Raw genomic sequence first — 18,352 nt, 5'->3', positions numbered from 1 at the left:
GTGACCCCAGGGCTTGCGACACATACAGATCCGCCTCACAGAAGACAGCATTCATTTCGCTCCCGAAGGACGCACTAAAAAGAAGCCTCTGCCAGATGTATGAAAAGACCCTAGGCAGCGCCAAAAAGGTTGCTGACCACGCCCGGGGGACGAGGTTTTACATTCCCCGGCAGCCTGCGACCACCGGGGTTCTCTTATCAGAAGCGGTAATCCAGCGCCATAAAGTAGCGACGGCCATCTTCGTTGTAGCTGTAATCGTCTCGGCTGAGATCTTTATCGCCAAGGTTAAGCACACCCGCACGCAGCTTGACGTTTTTTGTCGCCTGCCATGCGCCGCCCGCATTCCAGATAACGTAGCCGCCCGGTGTTACGCCCTGCGATACGGAGCGTTTTTCCCCGCTGTAGTTGGCGGAAACATAGAATGACCAATCTTGCGTGGCTTGCCAGTCCAGCGTGCCGTTGGCGGTGTGGAACGGCAGATCCTGCAACGGTTTATTGCCGCCACCGCTCAGGTTGCGGCCATCGTTATAGGTGTAATTCAGCGTCAGTTTCCACGCCTCATCGAACGGGATTTTCACCTCGGTTTCCACCCCCTGAATCCGCGCTTTATCAACGTTGTAGTAACGGAATACCGGCACCAGTACGCCGCTGGCATTCCGCTCAAAACCGACGAAGTTAGAGTAACCCGGTGCTTCGCTCAGGCTCGACGTACGGCTAATATTGATCATGTCGTCGATATTGTTCTGGAAGGCGGTTACACTGCCCTGCACGCCTTCCAGCCAGCCCGCTTCCCCGCGGTAGTAAAGGCCCAGTTCGAAACTTTCGCTGGTCTCTGGTTTCAGTTCCGGACTGCCAACAATACGGCAGCCGCCCCGGCAGGAGTTGGTGGTCCAGTCCGGGCTAAGCTGCAACAGAGAAGGCGCTTTAAATGCCGTCGCCCAACCGCCTTTCACGGTCAGCGTATCGGTGGCGCTGTAAACCAGGTAAGCACGCGGGCTCCAGTGATCGCCATAGGTGTCGTGATCGTCCATACGGACACCGGTGGTCAGCGCCAGTGGCTCGAAAATACGCCATTCATCTTCAACGAACAGCGCGTACTGGCTGGTCGAGGTTTCACTGCTGTCGCCGCCGGTCAGGTTAACAGGATCTTTTAAAGTGTCGTGACGCCACTCGCCCCCCAGTGTAACAAGCTGATTATATTGCCCCAACGGCAGCACCACTTTGCCGTCGAGCGTGTTGCTTTCCGAACGGATTGTGCTGCTGTTGCCCGGGTTTTTGTTATCGATCTGTTCGCCGTAGAAACGTAGTTCACTGTTTACCTCACCCCAGCGGCCATTGTGCGCCAGCGAGTAGTTTTGCCGGTCAAGGCGGTTTTTATCCAGCGAATCCGAGTTTCTGTCCTGGCGGTCGTAGCCATATCCGGCGGTAAAATCGTGATCGTCGCCTGGCGTCCAGGCAAACTCCACATTGCCATCACGGCTGGTGAAACCTTCGATACCCGGCGACTGACCGCTGGCGTCCGTTTGTGAGCTCTGCTGTTCATCTTTTTCGCGTTTCGCCACGCTGCCAAAGGCTTTCAACCCAAGCACACCATCAATCAGCGGGCCGCTGGTGTAGAACTGGCCGTTCCAGGTATCCCCGCGATCGCGATGCTCCTGAATAGTGCTATCCCCAGTGATAGTGCCTGTCCAATGCTGGCCGATTTTTTTCGTGATGATGTTCACCACGCCGCCAAGCGCGTCAGAACCGTACAGGGAAGACATCGGGCCGCGCACCACTTCAATACGCTCAATGGCATCAACCGGGATCCAGTTAAGATCAAAATCGTTATGGCGGAAAACCGCATTGCGGGAGTTGACGCGCTTACCGTCAATCAGGATCAGCGTGTAGCTACTGTTGAGACCACGCAGGCTGACGCCTTTACGGTTGTCCCCTTCGTTGGTGAGCTGAACGCCAGGCACCTCTTTCAGCACATCTTTCAGGTTTTGCACCGGCTTGCGCTGCAAGTCTTCCTGGGTGATCACGCTGACACTGGCCGGCGCGTCCTTCAGGTTCTGCTCCGTTGCCGACGCGGTGACCACCAGCGTTTCGCCATTCTCTACGGCCATTACCGGCAGCGCCAAAGAAAGTGCGGACGCGCAGAGGCCTCCCCGGACAATGGGATTCAAGGTAAACATTCCGTAACTCCATGAGGTAACTACAAAAAATTGCGAAGAATATTGCTCACATACTGCAAAACACGTCAGCGTTACATTGACGCTGACGGGGAAATTATTGACCTTCGGGCACAGAAGCCCGGGCAGATACCCTTTTTATTCAGGCGCTTACATTAATGTAAACGATAATGATTATCAATTTCGCAAGATTAAAGTTATGTAAATAATCGCAGCGGGAGGGAACGTTGGCAGGGCAAAAAAAGCCCTCCATACAGAGGGCTAAAGAGTGAATTTATTTCGTGAAACGTTCCGGAAACTCCATTTCACTATAACGCACGAAACGGGTTCCTTTCGAAAATTTATAGCCTAACCAGATAATAAGGAACAGCGGGATACCGATATACGTCGCCGCAACGGCGCCCCAGTCAATGCTGTCTGCCAGGAAAGCCTGATAGTTCTGCCCAAGTGTGATGATCAGGCACAGGACGAAGGCGAAAATCGGCCCCAGCGGGAAGAAACCTGAACGATACGGCAGATTATCCAGCGAATGCCCCTGCGCCACATAGCCACGACGAAAACGGTAGTGGCTAATGGCAATGCCCAGCCAGGCGATAAAACCAGTCATGCCGGAAGTGTTCAGCAGCCACAAATACACGGTCTGGTTGCCAAACATTGAGGTCAGGAAGCACAGCGCAGCAATCACCGTGGTGGCATACAGCGCGTTACGCGGTACGCCGCCTTTCGATAATTTAGCGAAAATGCGCGGCGCTTTGCCATCACACGCCAGCGTGTAGAGCATACGCGTGGAGGCGTACATTCCCGAGTTGCCTGCCGACAGAACCGCCGTCAGGATCACCGCGTTCATCACTGCCGCCGCAGAGAGCAGACCCGCGTGCTCAAACACCAGCGTGAACGGACTGACGCTGATATCTTTTACGTCATTACGCAGCAGGCTCGGATCGGTGTACGGAATAATCAGGCTGATAATCAAAATCGCGAACACATAGAACAGCAGAATACGCCAGAACACCTGGCGCACCGCGCGCGGGATGTTCTTCTCCGGATCTTCCGATTCACCCGCCGCGATACCAATTAACTCAGTGCCCTGGAAAGAGAAACCGACAATCATTGCCACACCGATCATGGCCGAAAAACCACCGGCAAATGGCGCATCGCCAATCGCCCAGTTGCTCCAGCCAGCCGGTTTTTCCCCCTGGAAAATACCGACAATCATCATCACGCCAACGATGATGAAAATAATGACGGTGGCCACTTTAATCAGCGAGAACCAATACTCCGCTTCGCCAAAGCCTTTCACAGAGATGTAGTTAAGCAGGAAAATCACCGCGAGGAACAGCGCGCTCCAGATCCAGCCCGGTGTATCCGGAAACCACCAGGTCATCACCAATTGCGACGCCACCAGGTCAACGGCGATGGTTACCGCCCAGTTGTACCAGTAGTTCCATCCCAGCGCGAAGCCGAAGCCCTCTTCAACATATTTCTGACCATAGGTGGAAAACGAACCGGAAACTGGCATAAACGCCGCCAGTTCACCCAGGCTGGTCATCAGGAAATAGACCATCAGGCCAATCAGAATATAGGAGAACAACGCGCCGCCAGGACCCGCTGAAGAAATGGTCGCCCCTGATGCGACAAACAAACCTGTACCGATGGAACCGCCAATGGCAATCATCGTAAGATGACGCGCTTTGAGTTCTCGACGAAGCGTGGGCGCTTCTGTGGTTTTAGTTTCGGAAACCATAAGAAAATGCTATCCATCCAAAAAATGAGGCGCGATTGTAGCAAACGAAACGCAGGCCTTCCGGCATAAAACGCCTCTTATTAGAGACCTTCATGATCGGCAACGGATTATAAGTAAAGCAGTGAATGGCAGATGTTGCGAGGCACTAAACTGGCTCCCGCGCGGATGCGGGAGCAGAAAGATTAATTCAGACCGCGTACCGACGCGATAAACTGCTGCAGTTCCGGTGTTTTTGGCTGCGTGAAAAAGTGTTTGCTTTCGCCCTGCTCCCAGACTTTTCCCTGATGCATAAACACCACGCGGTCGCCCACTTCGCGCGCAAAATTCATTTCATGGGTCACCAGAATCAGCGTCATCCCCTCACAGGCAAGCTGCTCCAGCACGCGCAGCACTTCACCGACCAGCTCCGGGTCCAGTGCCGAGGTGATTTCATCGCACAGCAGCACTTTCGGTTTCATCGCCAATGCGCGGGCAATCGCCACGCGCTGCTGCTGACCGCCGGAAAGATTGGCCGGATAGTAGTCGATACGCTCGCCGAGCCCCACTTTTTCCAGCATCTCAATGGCAAGGCGACGGCACTCGTCAGCAGGCAGTTTCAGCACCCGGCGCGGCGCCAGCATCACGTTTTCCAGCGCGGTCATATGCGGGAACAGGTTAAAGCTCTGGAATACCATGCCCACTGAGCGGCTGATTTCACGCGCCTGCGATTCCCGGTCCGTTACCGTCATACCACCCAGTTTGATACTGCCATCCTGATAGCCTTCAAGCCCGTTCATGCAGCGCAGTAAGGTGCTTTTACCCGAACCGCTGCGGCCAATAATCGACACCACTTCGCCCATTTCAATGTCGAGGCTTACGCCCTTCAGCACATGGTTGTCGCCATAATATTTCTGCACTTCATTAATGGTGATGAGCGGCATGGAATTTCTTCTCCAGATAACGGCTGTAGCGCGACAGCGGATAGCACAGCAGGAAATAGCCTAACGCCACCAGACCAAACACTTTGAACGGTGCAAAGGTGACGTTGTTGAGCATGGTGCCGGCTTTGGTGAGTTCGACAAAACCGATAATCGACGCCAGCGCTGTGCCTTTAATCACCTGCACGGAAAAGCCCACTGTCGGCGCAATGGCGATTCGAATGGCCTGCGGCGCAATCACGCGAAACAGTGTTTGACCAAAACTCAGTCCCAGACAACGGCAGGCTTCCCACTGCCCTTTTGGCAATGCTTTGATGCTGCCGTACCAGATATCAAGCAGGAAGGCGCTGGTAAACAGCGTTAGCGCCAGCGTCGCCGCCGTCCACGCGCTGACGTCAATACCAAACAGCGCAAGGCCAAAAAAAGCCAGGAACAGTTGCATCAACAGCGGCGTGCCCTGAAATAACGCGGCATAGGCGCTGATAAACCGTTTTGGTAAGCGCCAGCGGCTAATGCGCAACACCAGCAGCGGCAGCGTTACCAGCGTGCCGCAGACAAAGGCGATCAGCGACAGCAGCACCGTCCAGCGCGCTGCCAGCAGCAGGTTGCGCAGAATATCCCAGTCGGTAAACGTACTCATTAGCTCTCGCTCCCCAGCCATTTGCGCCCAATTGCCAGCAGCAGCTGACGCATCAACAGCGACAGCATCAGGTACAACAACGTGGTGACAAAATAGACTTCAAAACTTAAAAACGTGCGCGACTGAATCAGGTTGGCCATAAAGGTCAACTCTTCATAAGAGACTTGCGACACCACCGAGGAACCCAGCATAACGATAATGCACTGGCTCACCAGCGCCGGATAAATGCGTTTCAGCGCGGGGGGCAAAATCACCCGTAAGAAGGTTTGCGATTTGCTAAGCCCCAGGACGCGGGCCGCTTCCCATTGCCCTTTCGGCGCTACCTGGATCCCGGCGCGGATAATTTCCGTGCTGTAAGCGCCAAGGTTAACCAGCATGGCGATCAGTGCCGCTTCACCGGCGGTGAGCTTCAGCCCGAGGCTCGGCAAACCAAACACAATAAAGAACAGTTGCACCACAAAAGGCGTGTTGCGGATAAGCTCAACGTACGCGCCCCAGATGGCACTCATCACACCGGGTTTACCGCTACGCAGCGCCGCACCGACGATGCCTATCGCCACACCGCCAACCGTCGCCAGCGTGGTTAAGGTCACGGTGGTCCAAAGCCCTGCCAGCAGCTCCGGCCAGAACGGCCAGAGCGCGGCGAAATCAAGCGACGTCGTCATGCGTTACGCGCCAAAGTTGGCCGGTAAAGGCGCCTGCATCCATTTCTGTGACAGGCTGTTGAGTTCGCCCTCTTTCAGCGCCTGCTCAACCAGCTTGTCGACTTCCGCTTTCAACGCGGGTTCGTTTTTCATCAGTCCGATATAGCACGGCGAATCTTTCAACATAAACTGGCTGACCGGCGCTTTTTGCGGGTTCTGCCGCGCAATGGCCGCCACAACAACGTTACCGGTGGCGAGATACTGCACCTGGCCGGACATATACGCAGAAAGCGTGGTGTTGTTATCTTCGTAGCGCTTCACGTCGGCATCTTTCGGTGCGATATCGCTCAGCACCATGTCTTCCACGGCGCCGCGGGTAACGCCGATAGATTTGCCGCTTAACGCTTTCGCATCGGGCACGGTGGCCTCTTTCGGGCCAAACACGCCAAGGAAGAACGGGGCATAGGCTCGGCTGAAGTCGATCACTTTTTCGCGTTCTGCATTTTTGCCAAGGCTGGAAATGACGAGGTCAACTTTATGCGTTTGCAGGTACGGCACACGGTTAGCGCTGGTTACTGGCACCAGTTGCAGTTTCACCTTCATACCTTTTGCCAGGTATTCGGCCATATCGATGTCGTAACCCTGCGGTTTGAGATCGGTGCCCACAGAGCCAAACGGCGGGAAATCCTGCGGTACTGCCACGCGCAATACGCCGCGCTTCTGAATATCCTGTAATTGATCCGCCATGGCCTGCGAGGTACATGCCATCATTACTGTCGCCACCGCTGCTGCCTTCATCCACGTTTTCATCATCAACACCTCATCGCTCATGAAACAAAAGATTCTTTGAATCACTTTCTGCAACTAATGTGCCAGAACGATATATTCTGACGGAGCGTGACAGACAGGAGGTTTACGGCGTGAACCGAAGGTTACAGCGCTGCGTCTGCACCACCAAAACGGTGCAGACGCCTGCTGATGGTGCAATCAAATATCGCAGTAGCGAATAAAGCGGTTTAATGCGCTGGAGAGGTGTTTCTGACGATGGTGGATACGCCACAACGTGCGCACCAGACGCGGCAGCGGGATCGGCACTTCCACTAAACTGCCGGTTTCAAGCTGTTCGGCAATCACGCGCCGCGACAGGCAGCTAATGCCCAACCCATGACGCACCGCGTGCTTAATGGCTTCAGAGTTGCCAAGCTCCATGCCCAAGTGAAACTGCGGCAGATGCGAGAGGAGTAAATAGTCGACGATTTCGCGCGTGCCGGAGCCGCGTTCGCGCAGGATCCACGGTGCAGCGGCGAGTTGCTCCAGCGTTACGCGGCCTTGTAACAGCGGGGATGACGGCGGAGCAAACACCACCAGTTCATCTTCCAGCCACGGCTCGGCGATAATCTCCGCCGTGTGGCACGGGCCTTCGATTAAACCAATGTCGACGCGGAAATCCGCGACGGCGTTGATCACATCCAGGCTATTACCCACACTCAGTTCCAGCGGCAGATCGGGGAAATCACGGCGGTAGTGGGCAATCACCTCCGGCAGGATGTAATTACCAATCGTGCTACTGGCGAAGACGCGGATAGCGCCGTTATCTTCACGAAACAGTTGCTCGATTTCTGTCGCCTGTTCGAGCGCTGCCAACGCGCGGGGATAGAGCAAACGCCCGTGCTCATTCACCACCAGCCGTTTACCAACACGATCGAACAATTGCACACCCAATTGGCCTTCAAGGTCGGTCAGCGCCGCACTAACCGCCGATTGCGAGAGCGCCAGCCGCTGCGAAGCCTGCGTAGTGGAGCCGCTTTTCAGCACTTCAGCAAAGACTTCAAGCTGGCGTAACGTTATATGCATAGATGTCACTTACCACTTATAAAGATTGATTATAAATATATAATCAATTTTACCTTTAAGCCAGTTCGCCTTAACCTTTTCTCCATTGAAAGGAGAAGGTTATGACAGAAATCACGTTACAGACTCGACGCCATCCGGTCTGGCATTTTATTCCTGGCTTGTTGTTGACCGGCCTGATTACCGCCGCCGCATTATGGCTTGGCTCGATTCCTTCCGTCGCAGGCCTTGGGCTGAGCGCCTTAACACTGGCTATTCTTATCGGCATGCTGCTTGGCAACACGCTCTACCCGACATGGCACCACCGCTGCGACAGCGGCGTGCTGTTCGCCAAACAGCACCTGTTACGACTAGGGATCATTCTTTATGGCTTTCGCCTGACGTTTTCGCAAATTGCCGATGTTGGTGTCAGTGGAATCGCCATCGATGTGCTGACGCTGTCCAGTACCTTTTTGCTGGCCTGTTTTCTTGGGCAAAAAGTGTTCGGGCTGGATAAAAAAACCAGTTGGCTGATTGGCGCAGGCAGCAGTATTTGCGGTGCGGCGGCCGTGCTAGCAACCGAACCGGTGGTCAAAGCGGAAGCCAGTAAAGTGACGGTCGCGGTCGCCACTGTCGTGATTTTCGGCACGCTGGCAATCTTTATTTACCCGGCACTCTATCCGCTGGTTGGGCACTGGTTTAGCCCGGAAACCTATGGCATTTGGGTAGGTTCAACGGTACATGAAGTGGCGCAAGTGGTTGCCGCCGGACACGCTATCAGCCCGGAAACGGAAAATGCCGCCGTGATTGCTAAAATGCTGCGCGTGATGATGCTGGCACCGTTTTTATTGCTGCTGGCGGCACGCGTTAAACAGCTCAGCCCGCAGCAAGGCGCAGAAAAAAGCAAGCTGACTATTCCGTGGTTTGCGCTGGGCTTTGTGGCTGTCGCGGTGTTTAACTCGTTTCATCTGCTGCCTGCATCGATGGTGAACATGCTGAACACGCTGGATACGCTGCTGCTGGCGATGGCGATGGCGGCGCTGGGATTGACCACACACGTCAGCGCGCTGAAGAATGCCGGGGCAAAACCGCTGGTCATGGGGCTGATTCTGTTTGTCTGGCTGATTGTCGGCGGCGGTGCCATTAACCTGGCTGTTCATCACCTGATGGCATAAACCACTACATCTCCGCCCTGTTGACCCGCTATGATGAGCGTTTTCCCCTGGCGGGTTTAACAGGAGTTTTTATGAAATATATTGGTGCGCATGTGAGCGCCTCCGGCGGCGTGGCAAATGCCGCCATTCGCGCGGCTGAGATTGGCGCGACCGCCTTTGCGCTGTTTACCAAAAACCAGCGCCAATGGCGGGCCGCGCCGCTGAGTCCGGAAACCATCGACGAATTCAAAGCCGCCTGCGAAAAATACCACTTCACACCCGGTCAGATCCTGCCGCACGACAGCTACCTGATTAACCTGGGCCACCCGGTGGCTGATGCACTGGAAAAATCCCGCGACGCGTTTATAGATGAGCTGAGCCGTTGCCAGCAACTGGGGCTGACACTGCTGAACTTCCATCCGGGCAGCCATTTAATGCAGATCCCCGAAGATAAATGCCTGGCGCGAATTGCCGAATCCATCAACATTGCGCTGGTACAAACCGAAGGCGTCACCGCCGTGATTGAAAACACCGCTGGCCAGGGCAGCAATCTAGGGTTTAAGTTCGAGCATCTGGCGGCGATTATTGACGGTGTGGAAGACAAATCCCGCGTTGGTGTGTGTATTGATACCTGCCATGCGTTTGCCGCAGGCTATGATTTGCGCACCGAACAAGCCACAGCAGATACCTTCGCGGAATTCGAGCGTGTGGTCGGTTTCCAGTATCTGCGCGGTATGCATCTGAATGATGCCAAAAGTACTTTTGGTAGCCGCGTTGACCGCCACCACAGTCTCGGCGAAGGGAATATCGGGCATGACGCGTTTCGCTGGATCATGCGTGACGCACGTTTCGATGGCATTCCTATGATCCTGGAAACTATTAACCCGGATATCTGGGCCGAAGAGATTGCCTGGCTGAAGGCGCAGCAGACCGCTGAAGCCACCGCGTAAAAAACCACCTGCATAGCAGGTGGCATTGATAGCGCCCATAGGGGCGTACTAAGTCCAGACTCTGAGAGCCTTCCCTTCACACCTCTTTTAGTGGAAGTTGGCTCTCTTCAACTTCATGCTTTTCCTGGTACTTCACGTACTTTCTTATCATTTCTTCGTTTATACCTACGGTATCCACGCAGTAACCCCGTGCCCAGAAGTGATTGCCCCACAACTTATTCTTCCGTAGATAAGGAAATTTACTGAACAATCGAAGGGCTGTTTTACCCTTTAAGTGACCTATTACATGGGAAATTGAAAGCCGTGGTGGCACTTTTACCAGCAAATGAACATGATCTATCTGGACATTCAGCTCCACCACTTCTATCCCGAGCTGTTCACTTGAGATCCTTATCTGTTTATAGACCTCTTTGCCAACATTGTTCCTCAGGATGCGAAATCGGTACTTGGGTGTCCAAACGATATGATATTGACAACACCAGAGCACATGAGATGCTCTCTGGAATCTACTCATGGTTAAATCCTTATCAGTTATGGGGATAACGGATTCGGATTTTCCCATGAGTAGCATTATTGGCAGAGCCAACTTGTTGCTGACCACCTCCATAGGAGGTGGTGTTCATGCAAGGATAAAAAAGGGCCGCTAAGCGGCCCTTCTCATTTCCCGGATGTCGGCAATTTCTTATGCTACTTTCGCGACGGCTTCTGTTTCTGGCCGTTTCAGGAAGGCATACACCAGACCCGCCAGCAGCGTACCCGCGACGATAGAGAGCAGGTAGCCCAGTACCGGCGTGATAGCGCCTGGGATCAGCAGCACAAACAGACCACCGTGCGGTGCCATCAGTTTCGCGCCAATCGCCATGGAGATAGCACCAGTCAGCGCACCGCCGGCGATACAGCACGGCAGAACACGCATCGGGTCGCGGGCAGCGAACGGAATCGCGCCTTCGGAGATAAAGCACAGACCCAGAACCAGCGCGGCTTTACCACCTTCGCGTTGACCTTTGTCGAACTTGTTGCGCGCCACAATGGTCGCCAGACCCATCGCCAGCGGCGGCACCATACCGGCAGCCATAATCGCCGCCATCGGTGCGTAAGTTTGCGTACTCAGCAGACCCACACCAAAGGCGTATGCCGCTTTGTTGACCGGGCCACCCATGTCGGTACACATCATGCCACCGAGGATTGCACCCAGCAGGACGGCGTTAGCCGTGCCCATGGTTTGCAGCCAGGAAGTCAGGCTCGCCAGGATTTTCGCCACCGGCGTACCGATCAGGTAAATCATCGCCAGGCCGACAATCAGGCTGGAAACCAGCGGAATGATCAGAATCGGTTTCAGCGCTTCCATACTCGGCGGCAACTTCAGGCCTTTACTGATGCCTTTCGCCAGGTAGCCCGCGAGGAAACCGGCAATGATACCGCCGATAAAACCCGAACCGGTGCTTACCGCCAACATACCGCCGATAAGACCCGGAGTCAGACCCGGACGGTCGGCGATGGAGAACGCGATAAAGCCCGCCAGCACTGGCACCATCAGGGCAAAGGCTGAACCACCACCGATTTTCATCAGCGCGGCCGCCAGCGTGCCTTCTTCTTTAAACGCGGTAATACCGAATGCGAAGGAGAGCGCAATTAACAGACCACCCGCTACCACCATCGGCAGCATGTAGGAAACGCCCGTCAGCAGGTGACGGTATGCGCCCGCGCTCTCTGTCTTACCTTCAGCAGCATCAGCAGAGGGTTTACCCGACGGCTGATAAGGCTTCGCTTCCGCGACGGCTTTATCCAGTTCCTGTGCCGTTTTCTTCAGCGCCAGGCCCGTTGTTGTACGATACATCGGCTTACCGGCAAATTTCGCCAGGTCGACTTCGATGTCAGCGGCAACCACCACCAGATCCGCCTGCGCAACCTCTTCCGGAGTAATGGCATTGCCCGCACCCACGGAGCCACGGGTTTCCACTTTCACCCACCAGCCGCGTTTTTTTGCTTCGGTTTCGATAGCTTCCGCCGCCATAAAGGTGTGCGCCACGCCTGTCGGGCAGGCAGTGACCGCAACAATGCGTTTCGGGCCACTGCTGGTCACGGCTGTCGCCGCTGCAGCAGGCGCGACATACACCGATGCGTGGTTTTTCGCTTCGCTCAGGAACAGTTCCGGGTGGGCGACTGCGCGATTAATATCACCCAGCCAGACCTTTTTCCCGTCCAGCGCACTGTCGCCTGGCAGCTTGCTACCCAGCACGATAGCCAGTTCAGCTTCGCCTGGGTTATCAATAAATTGCAGATTTGCTTTCTGCGCCGCCGCGCCCAGCAAGGTCTTCGCCATATAGGCGCGGGCCTGCCCGAGTTCGGAGTCGATTATCAGCAGCGTTTTCATTATGCCTCTCCTGCTGTTAGTTGAAGGGTTTTAAGTCAACTCGCGCCATCATCGCGGCTAACTGGGTACGATCGGTAATACCTACGTTACTCTGACTTACCGCCAGTGCAGCAACAGCGGTGGCCAGGCGTAATGTATGTTCACTGGATTCACGCATCAGCAGACCGTAAATCAGCCCACCAACCATTGAATCCCCTGCGCCAACGGTGCTTACCACTTCCATTGACGGCGGTTTGGCGATCCATTCGCCCGAAGCGTTAACCCACAGCGCACCTTCTGCGCCCAGTGAAATCACCACATGGGCGATCCCCTGTTCGCGAAGCGCATGAGCGGCTTCAATAACGTCCTTTAAGTCTGGCAATTTACGACCCGCCCAGATTTCCAACTCACGGCGGTTCGGTTTCACCAGCCACGGCGCGGCTTTCAGACCGGCTACCAGCGCGTCGCGGCTGCTGTCGAAGATAATGCACGGGCACTGGCTACGCAGGCGCGTCATCCAGTCAGTAAAGGCTTCCGGGCTGACGCCAGACGGCAGACTACCGCTCACGCAAACCATGTCGAACTGACCAAGCCAGGTTAGCGAATCGTTAACAAAGCGTTCCCAGTCAGCCGGGGTGACTTCAAAGCCGGAGAAGTTAAAGTCCGTTACTTCGCCATCTTTTTCCGTCAACTTCACGTTGATGCGGGTACGCCCCTGCACCACCTGGAAACGGTTGGCAATGCCCAGCTCACTGAATAGCTGCTGAAAGCCGTCCTGGTTATCTTTACCGAGGAAGCCCCCCACAGTGACGTCAATGCCAAGATCTTTCAGCACCTTTGCGACATTGATCCCTTTACCCGCAGCATGCAGGCCGGTAGTGCGTACGAGGTTAACTTCGCCGCGTTCAATTTCCGGGGTGAACCCCACCAGATCATAGGCCGGATTAAGGGTGATCGTAGCGACACGTCTGCTCATTTATGCGCCCTCCCCCAGACCCGCAGCGATGGCTTCGCCAATCGCTTTCAGCGCCTGTTCAGCATCATCACCCTGCGCGGTGAAACGCAGGCGGTGTCCTTTTTTCACGCCAAGTGCAACAACTTTCATCAGACTACGTCCATTCGCGGGTTTGCCAGTACCGTCAAGGTTGGTGACGGTAATTTCACTGTTAAATTGCTTGATGGTGTTGACCAGCATGGTGCCAGGACGCGCGTGCAAACCGTGTTCGTTACGCACGACAAACTCCTCGCTCAGCAGGTCTTCAGCCACCGCATCGTCACTGCTCAGCAACGCCAGCAACGTGGCGGCGTCGGCATTCAGCAACAGATTGGCTTTATTGTTAAGCAACAGATCGCTAAGACGCTTGAGCACCGCAACGGGCTGTTCGTCGGCCATCGCAACACTGACCAGCAGCGCCGCACGCTCACCTTCCACCTCAAACGGGGTGGCTGCACGGCTCACCGCAACAGCACTCAGCACGTTGCCTTCAGCACTGTCGTTCAGCCAAATGCCCTGGCCCAGATTCAGCGGTTTCTCGTTAATGGCGCGGGTAACATACGCGGCGTCAACCGCACCCGCCTCTTTCAGGCGCGCGGCGTTCAGCGCTTGCAGCGTCGTCAGATCGCTGGCAGCAACATCGAGCGATAAGGTTTCATTATCCAGCTTGAGTGATGCGCTCAGCTTTTCGCCCATCAGCAGTGCGCGCAACTCTTCAGCAGAGGTGGCGGACTGCAATTGTGCGGCTACGGAATCATCGCTCAGCACATGCGTCAGCTGACGCAGCAGGCCGAGATGTTCATCGGAGCTGGCGGCAATACCAATGGCGACATACGCCACCTGTCCTTCGCTCCAGAGGATGCCCTGCGGGAACTGGAAGACTTTCACACCCGTTTTCAGCACTTGATCGCGCGTGTCGGTGGTGCCGTGCGGAATGGCAATACCATTGCCAAGATACGTGGACGTTTGCCCTTCGCGCGCCAGCATGCCATCGACGTAACCGTCGGCGACGTTGCCTGCTGCTACCAGTGCCGCCGCAATCTGGCGGATAGCGTCTTCTTTATTGCTGGCCTGCTGGCCTTGATGGATGTCCTGAACGGATAACTGGAACATGTGACCCTCTCTCGCTGACTTGAATCGTTTCAGCTAGGTTGAGAAATAGTGCGTCACCGCCGTTGTTCAGACATAACGCGATGACGCTGAAACGTTTCAAGGAGCATTCACTTTTTTTGTCCCGTAAGCAAGAATTCTCTTATTTGGCGTTGCAGAATTTTGAGGTTCAGCACATTTCGGCCGCGCGTAAGACAAATTTGCTGAAGCAGACTTTCTGTTCAGCAATCCACTTTCAGCTTTCGTCAGCCTTCATAAAAACCCCGGAAAGAGATTTGGATTTTTTGTCGCAAATTTTACTTAGCAGGCTGTGTTTTTTTCATGCAGCGGCGTACACTCCGCGTCTCGCTATTGGATCTCATTTAACATGCAAAATTCTCCCGCCGCTGCCCGCCCCGGCGCTTTTGATTTCACCTCAACGGCATTCCTGATTGTCGCCTTTTTAACGGGGATTGCCGGTGCGCTACAAACACCGACGCTGAGCCTGTTTTTAACCAATGAAGTGCACGTTCGCCCGGCGATGGTGGGCTTCTTTTTTACCGGCAGCGCGGTGATAGGCATTCTGGTGAGCCAGTTTCTTGCCGGACGCTCAGACCGCAAAGGCGATCGCAAAACGCTGATTGTCTTCTGTTGCCTGCTCGGCGTACTGGCTTGTGTGCTGTTCGCCTGGAACCGTAACTACTTTGTTTTGCTATTTGTCGGGGTTTTCCTCAGCAGTTTCGGCTCAACAGCGAACCCGCAAATGTTTGCACTTGCGCGCGAACATGCGGATCGCACCGGGCGTGAAGCCGTGATGTTCAGCTCGATACTGCGCGCGCAAGTCTCCCTGGCGTGGGTGATTGGCCCGCCGCTGGCCTACGCGCTGGCGATGGGTTTTGGTTTTTCCATCATGTATTTGTGCGCGGCGGCAGCCTTTATTGTCTGCGGCGCAATGGTGTGGCTGTTCCTGCCAACCATGCGTAAAGAGCCAAAGCTGAAATCGGCGGTATTAGAAGCACCGCGTACTCACCGCCGCGATGCGCTGCTGTTGTTCGTGATTTGTACGTTAATGTGGGGTACTAACAGCCTTTATATTATTAATATGCCGCTGTTCATTATTGATGAGCTGCATCTGCCGGAGAAACTGGCAGGCGTGATGATGGGTACTGCTGCCGGGCTGGAAATCCCCACCATGCTAATTGCCGGGTATTACGCAAAGCGCTTCGGCAAACGCTTTCTGATGCGCGTTAGCGCCGTGGCGGGCATCTTCTTTTATGCCGGAATGCTGACGGTGCATACGCCCGTAGTGCTGCTTGCTTTGCAACTGCTGAACGCGATTTATATCGGCATTCTCGCCGGGATTGGCATGCTCTACTTTCAGGATTTGATGCCTGGCCAGGCGGGTTCAGCCACCACCCTTTATACTAATACCACGCGAGTCGGTTGGATCATCGCCGGTTCGCTGGCTGGCGTGGTGGCAGAGATCTGGAGTTATCACGCGGTGTTCTGGATTGCACTGGCAATGACGCTGGTTACGCAGGTTTGCCTGAGCCGGATAAAAGATATTTAAGGCGCGGTTTGTTGTTCAAGATCGAGCAGATAAACCATCGCCTGCTCGCGGTTTGCGCCGCACATGTCGCGGCTCGGTTGCAGCCCGGCGCAGACTTTTGGGCGCAGCGGCGAGCCGAATATTTTGCAGCGCTTTTGCGCATCAAGCTGAACGCAGGGCGTATTAGCAGGCTTCCCGTCGGGCATGCCGGGTATCGGGCTACTGATGGACGGGGCGGTACAGCAGGCTCCGCAGTCCGGGCGGCATTCCATAAACGTTCTCTATTCTCAGGCGCGCGGGGCTGCGCGTGCAGGGCGCAAGCTATCATCTTTTGCCCTCTGAACGCAAAACTCTCCGATTCCACTTGCCTGAAAAGTCCCTCGCGAGTAGTTTGTCGCGATATTTTTGTTATTTTCAATTTACAGGACCCTTGCAATGCCAAGAGCGAACGAAATTAAAAAAGGTATGGTGCTGAATTACAACGGCAAGCTGCTGATTGTGAAAGATATTGACATTCAGTCACCGAGCGCCCGTGGCGCGGCAACGCTCTACAAAATGCGTTTTTCCGATGTCCGTACCGGGCTGAAAGTGGAAGAGCGTTTTAAAGGCGATGATATCCTTGATACCGTGACCCTGAACCGTCGTTTTGTCGACTTCTCTTATGTTGACGGCAACGAATACGTGTTTATGGATAAAGAAGATTACACGCCGTACACCTTCAATAAAGAGCAGATTGAAGAAGAGTTGCTGTTTATTCCGGAAGGCGGTATGCCGGATATGCAGGTTCTGCTGTGGGACGGTCAGTTGCTGGCGCTCGAACTGCCGCAGACGGTGGATCTGGAAATTGTGGAAACCGCACCGGGTATCAAAGGCGCTTCCGCCAGCTCACGCACCAAACCGGCAACCCTGACCACCGGTCTGGTTGTCCAGGTGCCGGAATACCTGACCACCGGCGAGAAAATCCGTATTCATATCGAAGAGCGCCGCTATATGGGCCGCGCGGACTGATAAGCGCGATGCATGAAAAAAGCCACTTCATTGAAGTGGCTTTTTATTTTCCGACGATAAATCTAATTACAACAGATCGCGGAACAGCGTTTTCTTCAGCGCCAGCTCAACGCCACGCACTTCCGCCATCCCTTTCAGGCGACCAATCGCCGAGTAACCAGGGTTGGTTTTCTTACGCAGATCGTCAAGCATCTGGTGACCATGATCCGGGCGGAACGGGATCGGGCGCAAATCACCGGCTTTCTTGCGGCGCTGCTCTTCAGTAAGAATGGCGGCAACCACCGACACCATATCCACATCACCCTGCAAATGCGCGGCTTCATGGAACGTTTTCGGGTTATCTTCGCGGCAGGTGGAACGCAGGTGCGTAAAGTGAATGCGATCGCCAAACGTCTCGATCATCCGCACTAAGTCGTTATCCGCACGCACACCGTATGAACCTGTGCACATGGTGAAACCGTTATTGATGCTGTCTACCGCTTCTTTCAGCCACTGCATATCTTCAAGAGTAGAAACGATACGCGGCAGGCCGAGGATCGGGCGCGGCGGATCGTCCGGGTGTACCGCCATACGCACGCCCACTTCCTGCGCAACCGGCACAATAGCGCGCAGGAAATAGGCCATATTTTCACGCAGTTGCGCTTTGTCGATACCGTCATATTCCGCAAGGCGCGCATGGAACTGCTCAAGGGTATAGCCCTCTTCCGCGCCAGGCAGACCAGCGATGATATTGCGCGTCAGCTTTTCGACTTCCGCTTCAGTCATGGCGTTGAAGTAAGCCTGCGCCTGGCGCTGCTCTTCTTCGCTGTAATCAGCTTCTGCGCCTTTGCGCTTCAGGATATGCAACTCAAACGCGGCAAAAGCAATCTGGTCAAAACGCAGCGCCCTGGAGCCGTCCGGTAGTTCATATTCCAGATCGGTACGCGTCCAGTCGAGGATTGGCATAAAGTTGTAGCACACGGTATCAATGCCGCAGGCCGCCAGATTGCGAATACTCTGCTGATAGTTGGCAATCCAGGTGTCGTACTGCCCGGTATGAGTTTTAATATCTTCATGCACCGGAATACTCTCGACCACCGACCAGACCAGCCCTTTTTCCGCCAGCAGCGCCTGACGCGCTTTGATCTCATCAACCGGCCAGACCTGGCCGTTCGGGATATGGTGTAGTGCGGTCACGACGCCCGTCGCACCGGCCTGACGCACATCATCAAGCGACACCGGATCGTTCGGTCCATACCAACGCCAGGTTTGTTCCATTGCCTTACCCTCTACAAAGTTGTTATACCAATACACATAAACATATGAC

Annotated in this window: 17 protein-coding genes; 4 read left to right on the top strand and 13 right to left on the bottom strand. The window is 54.8% G+C overall.

The window, feature by feature from the left end:
• Positions 1-197 precede the first annotated feature (197 nt).
• The 7 genes from cirA to yieE all read right to left on the bottom strand — a co-directional run bounded on the left by cirA (position 198) and on the right by yieE (position 7,973).
• A complete protein-coding gene (gene cirA / locus C813_RS30740) occupies positions 198-2,177 on the bottom strand; it encodes a catecholate siderophore receptor CirA (RefSeq protein ID WP_017459779.1) in 1,980 nt (659 codons plus the stop codon).
• Between the two features lie 271 nt (positions 2,178-2,448).
• Entirely contained in the window at positions 2,449-3,918 is a 1,470-nt protein-coding gene (locus C813_RS30735) for an amino acid permease (protein ID WP_017459778.1), read from the bottom strand.
• Between the two features lie 182 nt (positions 3,919-4,100).
• Positions 4,101-4,838: an amino acid ABC transporter ATP-binding protein gene (locus C813_RS30730; RefSeq protein WP_017459777.1), complete on the bottom strand. Its 738-nt coding sequence runs from the start codon at positions 4,836-4,838 to the stop codon at positions 4,101-4,103.
• Positions 4,819-5,475 (bottom strand): amino acid ABC transporter permease, encoded by a 657-nt coding sequence (locus C813_RS30725; protein WP_017459776.1) that lies wholly within the window; start codon positions 5,473-5,475, stop codon positions 4,819-4,821. Before C813_RS30725 ends, C813_RS30730 begins: the two co-directional genes overlap by 20 nt.
• Positions 5,475-6,140 carry an amino acid ABC transporter permease gene (locus C813_RS30720; protein ID WP_017459775.1) on the bottom strand — a complete coding sequence of 222 codons (666 nt, stop codon included), beginning with the start codon at positions 6,138-6,140 and terminating at the stop codon, positions 5,475-5,477. Before C813_RS30720 ends, C813_RS30725 begins: the two co-directional genes overlap by 1 nt.
• 3 nt (positions 6,141-6,143) lie before the next feature.
• Entirely contained in the window at positions 6,144-6,917 is a 774-nt protein-coding gene (locus tag C813_RS30715; RefSeq protein ID WP_086868404.1) for a transporter substrate-binding domain-containing protein, read from the bottom strand.
• A 189-nt stretch (positions 6,918-7,106) separates the two neighbouring features.
• The gene (gene yieE / locus C813_RS30710; protein ID WP_017459773.1) at positions 7,107-7,973 is read right to left on the bottom strand and encodes a DNA-binding transcriptional regulator YeiE; all 867 of its coding nucleotides are present in this window, start codon (positions 7,971-7,973) and stop codon (positions 7,107-7,109) included.
• Between the two features lie 101 nt (positions 7,974-8,074).
• Here yieE and C813_RS30705 point away from each other — a divergent pair, with 101 nt between their 5' ends.
• Together C813_RS30705 and nfo are read left to right on the top strand one after the other, a co-directional pair.
• Positions 8,075-9,124 carry a YeiH family putative sulfate export transporter gene (locus tag C813_RS30705; protein WP_017459772.1) on the top strand — a complete coding sequence of 350 codons (1,050 nt, stop codon included), beginning with the start codon at positions 8,075-8,077 and terminating at the stop codon, positions 9,122-9,124.
• Between the two features lie 71 nt (positions 9,125-9,195).
• Positions 9,196-10,053, top strand: coding sequence for a deoxyribonuclease IV (nfo, locus tag C813_RS30700; RefSeq protein WP_017459771.1), 858 nt, complete (start codon positions 9,196-9,198; stop codon positions 10,051-10,053).
• 76 nt (positions 10,054-10,129) lie between these two features.
• Here nfo and tnpA read toward each other — a convergent pair whose 3' ends face one another.
• The 4 genes from tnpA to fruB form a co-directional block, all read right to left on the bottom strand.
• Entirely contained in the window at positions 10,130-10,567 is a 438-nt protein-coding gene (gene tnpA / locus C813_RS30695) for an IS200/IS605 family transposase (RefSeq protein ID WP_025263572.1), read from the bottom strand.
• Between the two features lie 168 nt (positions 10,568-10,735).
• The gene (gene fruA, locus C813_RS30690) at positions 10,736-12,427 is read right to left on the bottom strand and encodes a PTS fructose transporter subunit IIBC (RefSeq protein ID WP_017458529.1); all 1,692 of its coding nucleotides are present in this window, start codon (positions 12,425-12,427) and stop codon (positions 10,736-10,738) included.
• Positions 12,428-12,443: 16 nt separating this feature from the next.
• Complete coding sequence (fruK, locus tag C813_RS30685) at positions 12,444-13,382, bottom strand: 1-phosphofructokinase (RefSeq protein ID WP_017458530.1); 939 nt, start codon at positions 13,380-13,382, stop codon at positions 12,444-12,446.
• Positions 13,383-14,513 (bottom strand): fused PTS fructose transporter subunit IIA/HPr protein, encoded by a 1,131-nt coding sequence (gene fruB / locus C813_RS30680; protein ID WP_017458531.1) that lies wholly within the window; start codon positions 14,511-14,513, stop codon positions 13,383-13,385. It abuts the gene before it with no gap.
• A 364-nt stretch (positions 14,514-14,877) separates the two neighbouring features.
• Between fruB and setB the strand changes: the two genes are divergently transcribed.
• Positions 14,878-16,059, top strand: coding sequence for a sugar efflux transporter SetB (gene setB, locus C813_RS30675; RefSeq protein WP_017458532.1), 1,182 nt, complete (start codon positions 14,878-14,880; stop codon positions 16,057-16,059).
• Here the strand turns inward: setB and C813_RS30670 are convergent.
• Positions 16,056-16,310, bottom strand: a complete 255-nt coding sequence (locus C813_RS30670) for a YkgJ family cysteine cluster protein (RefSeq protein ID WP_017458533.1) — start codon at positions 16,308-16,310, stop codon at positions 16,056-16,058. The two genes, setB and C813_RS30670, sit on opposite strands and share 4 nt — an antisense overlap.
• A 163-nt stretch (positions 16,311-16,473) precedes the next feature.
• Here C813_RS30670 and yeiP point away from each other — a divergent pair, with 163 nt between their 5' ends.
• A complete protein-coding gene (gene yeiP / locus C813_RS30665; protein ID WP_017458534.1) occupies positions 16,474-17,046 on the top strand; it encodes an elongation factor P-like protein YeiP in 573 nt (190 codons plus the stop codon).
• Positions 17,047-17,112: 66 nt separating this feature from the next.
• Here yeiP and uxuA read toward each other — a convergent pair whose 3' ends face one another.
• The gene (gene uxuA / locus C813_RS30660; RefSeq protein WP_017458535.1) at positions 17,113-18,303 is read right to left on the bottom strand and encodes a mannonate dehydratase; all 1,191 of its coding nucleotides are present in this window, start codon (positions 18,301-18,303) and stop codon (positions 17,113-17,115) included.
• Between the last annotated feature and the right edge of the window lie 49 nt (positions 18,304-18,352).

This window comes from Kosakonia sacchari SP1, from assembly GCF_000300455.3.
GTDB lineage: Bacteria > Pseudomonadota > Gammaproteobacteria > Enterobacterales > Enterobacteriaceae > Kosakonia > Kosakonia sacchari.
The sequence above is the reverse complement of the archived record's forward strand: the minus strand, read 5'-3'. Positions and strand labels throughout refer to the sequence as shown.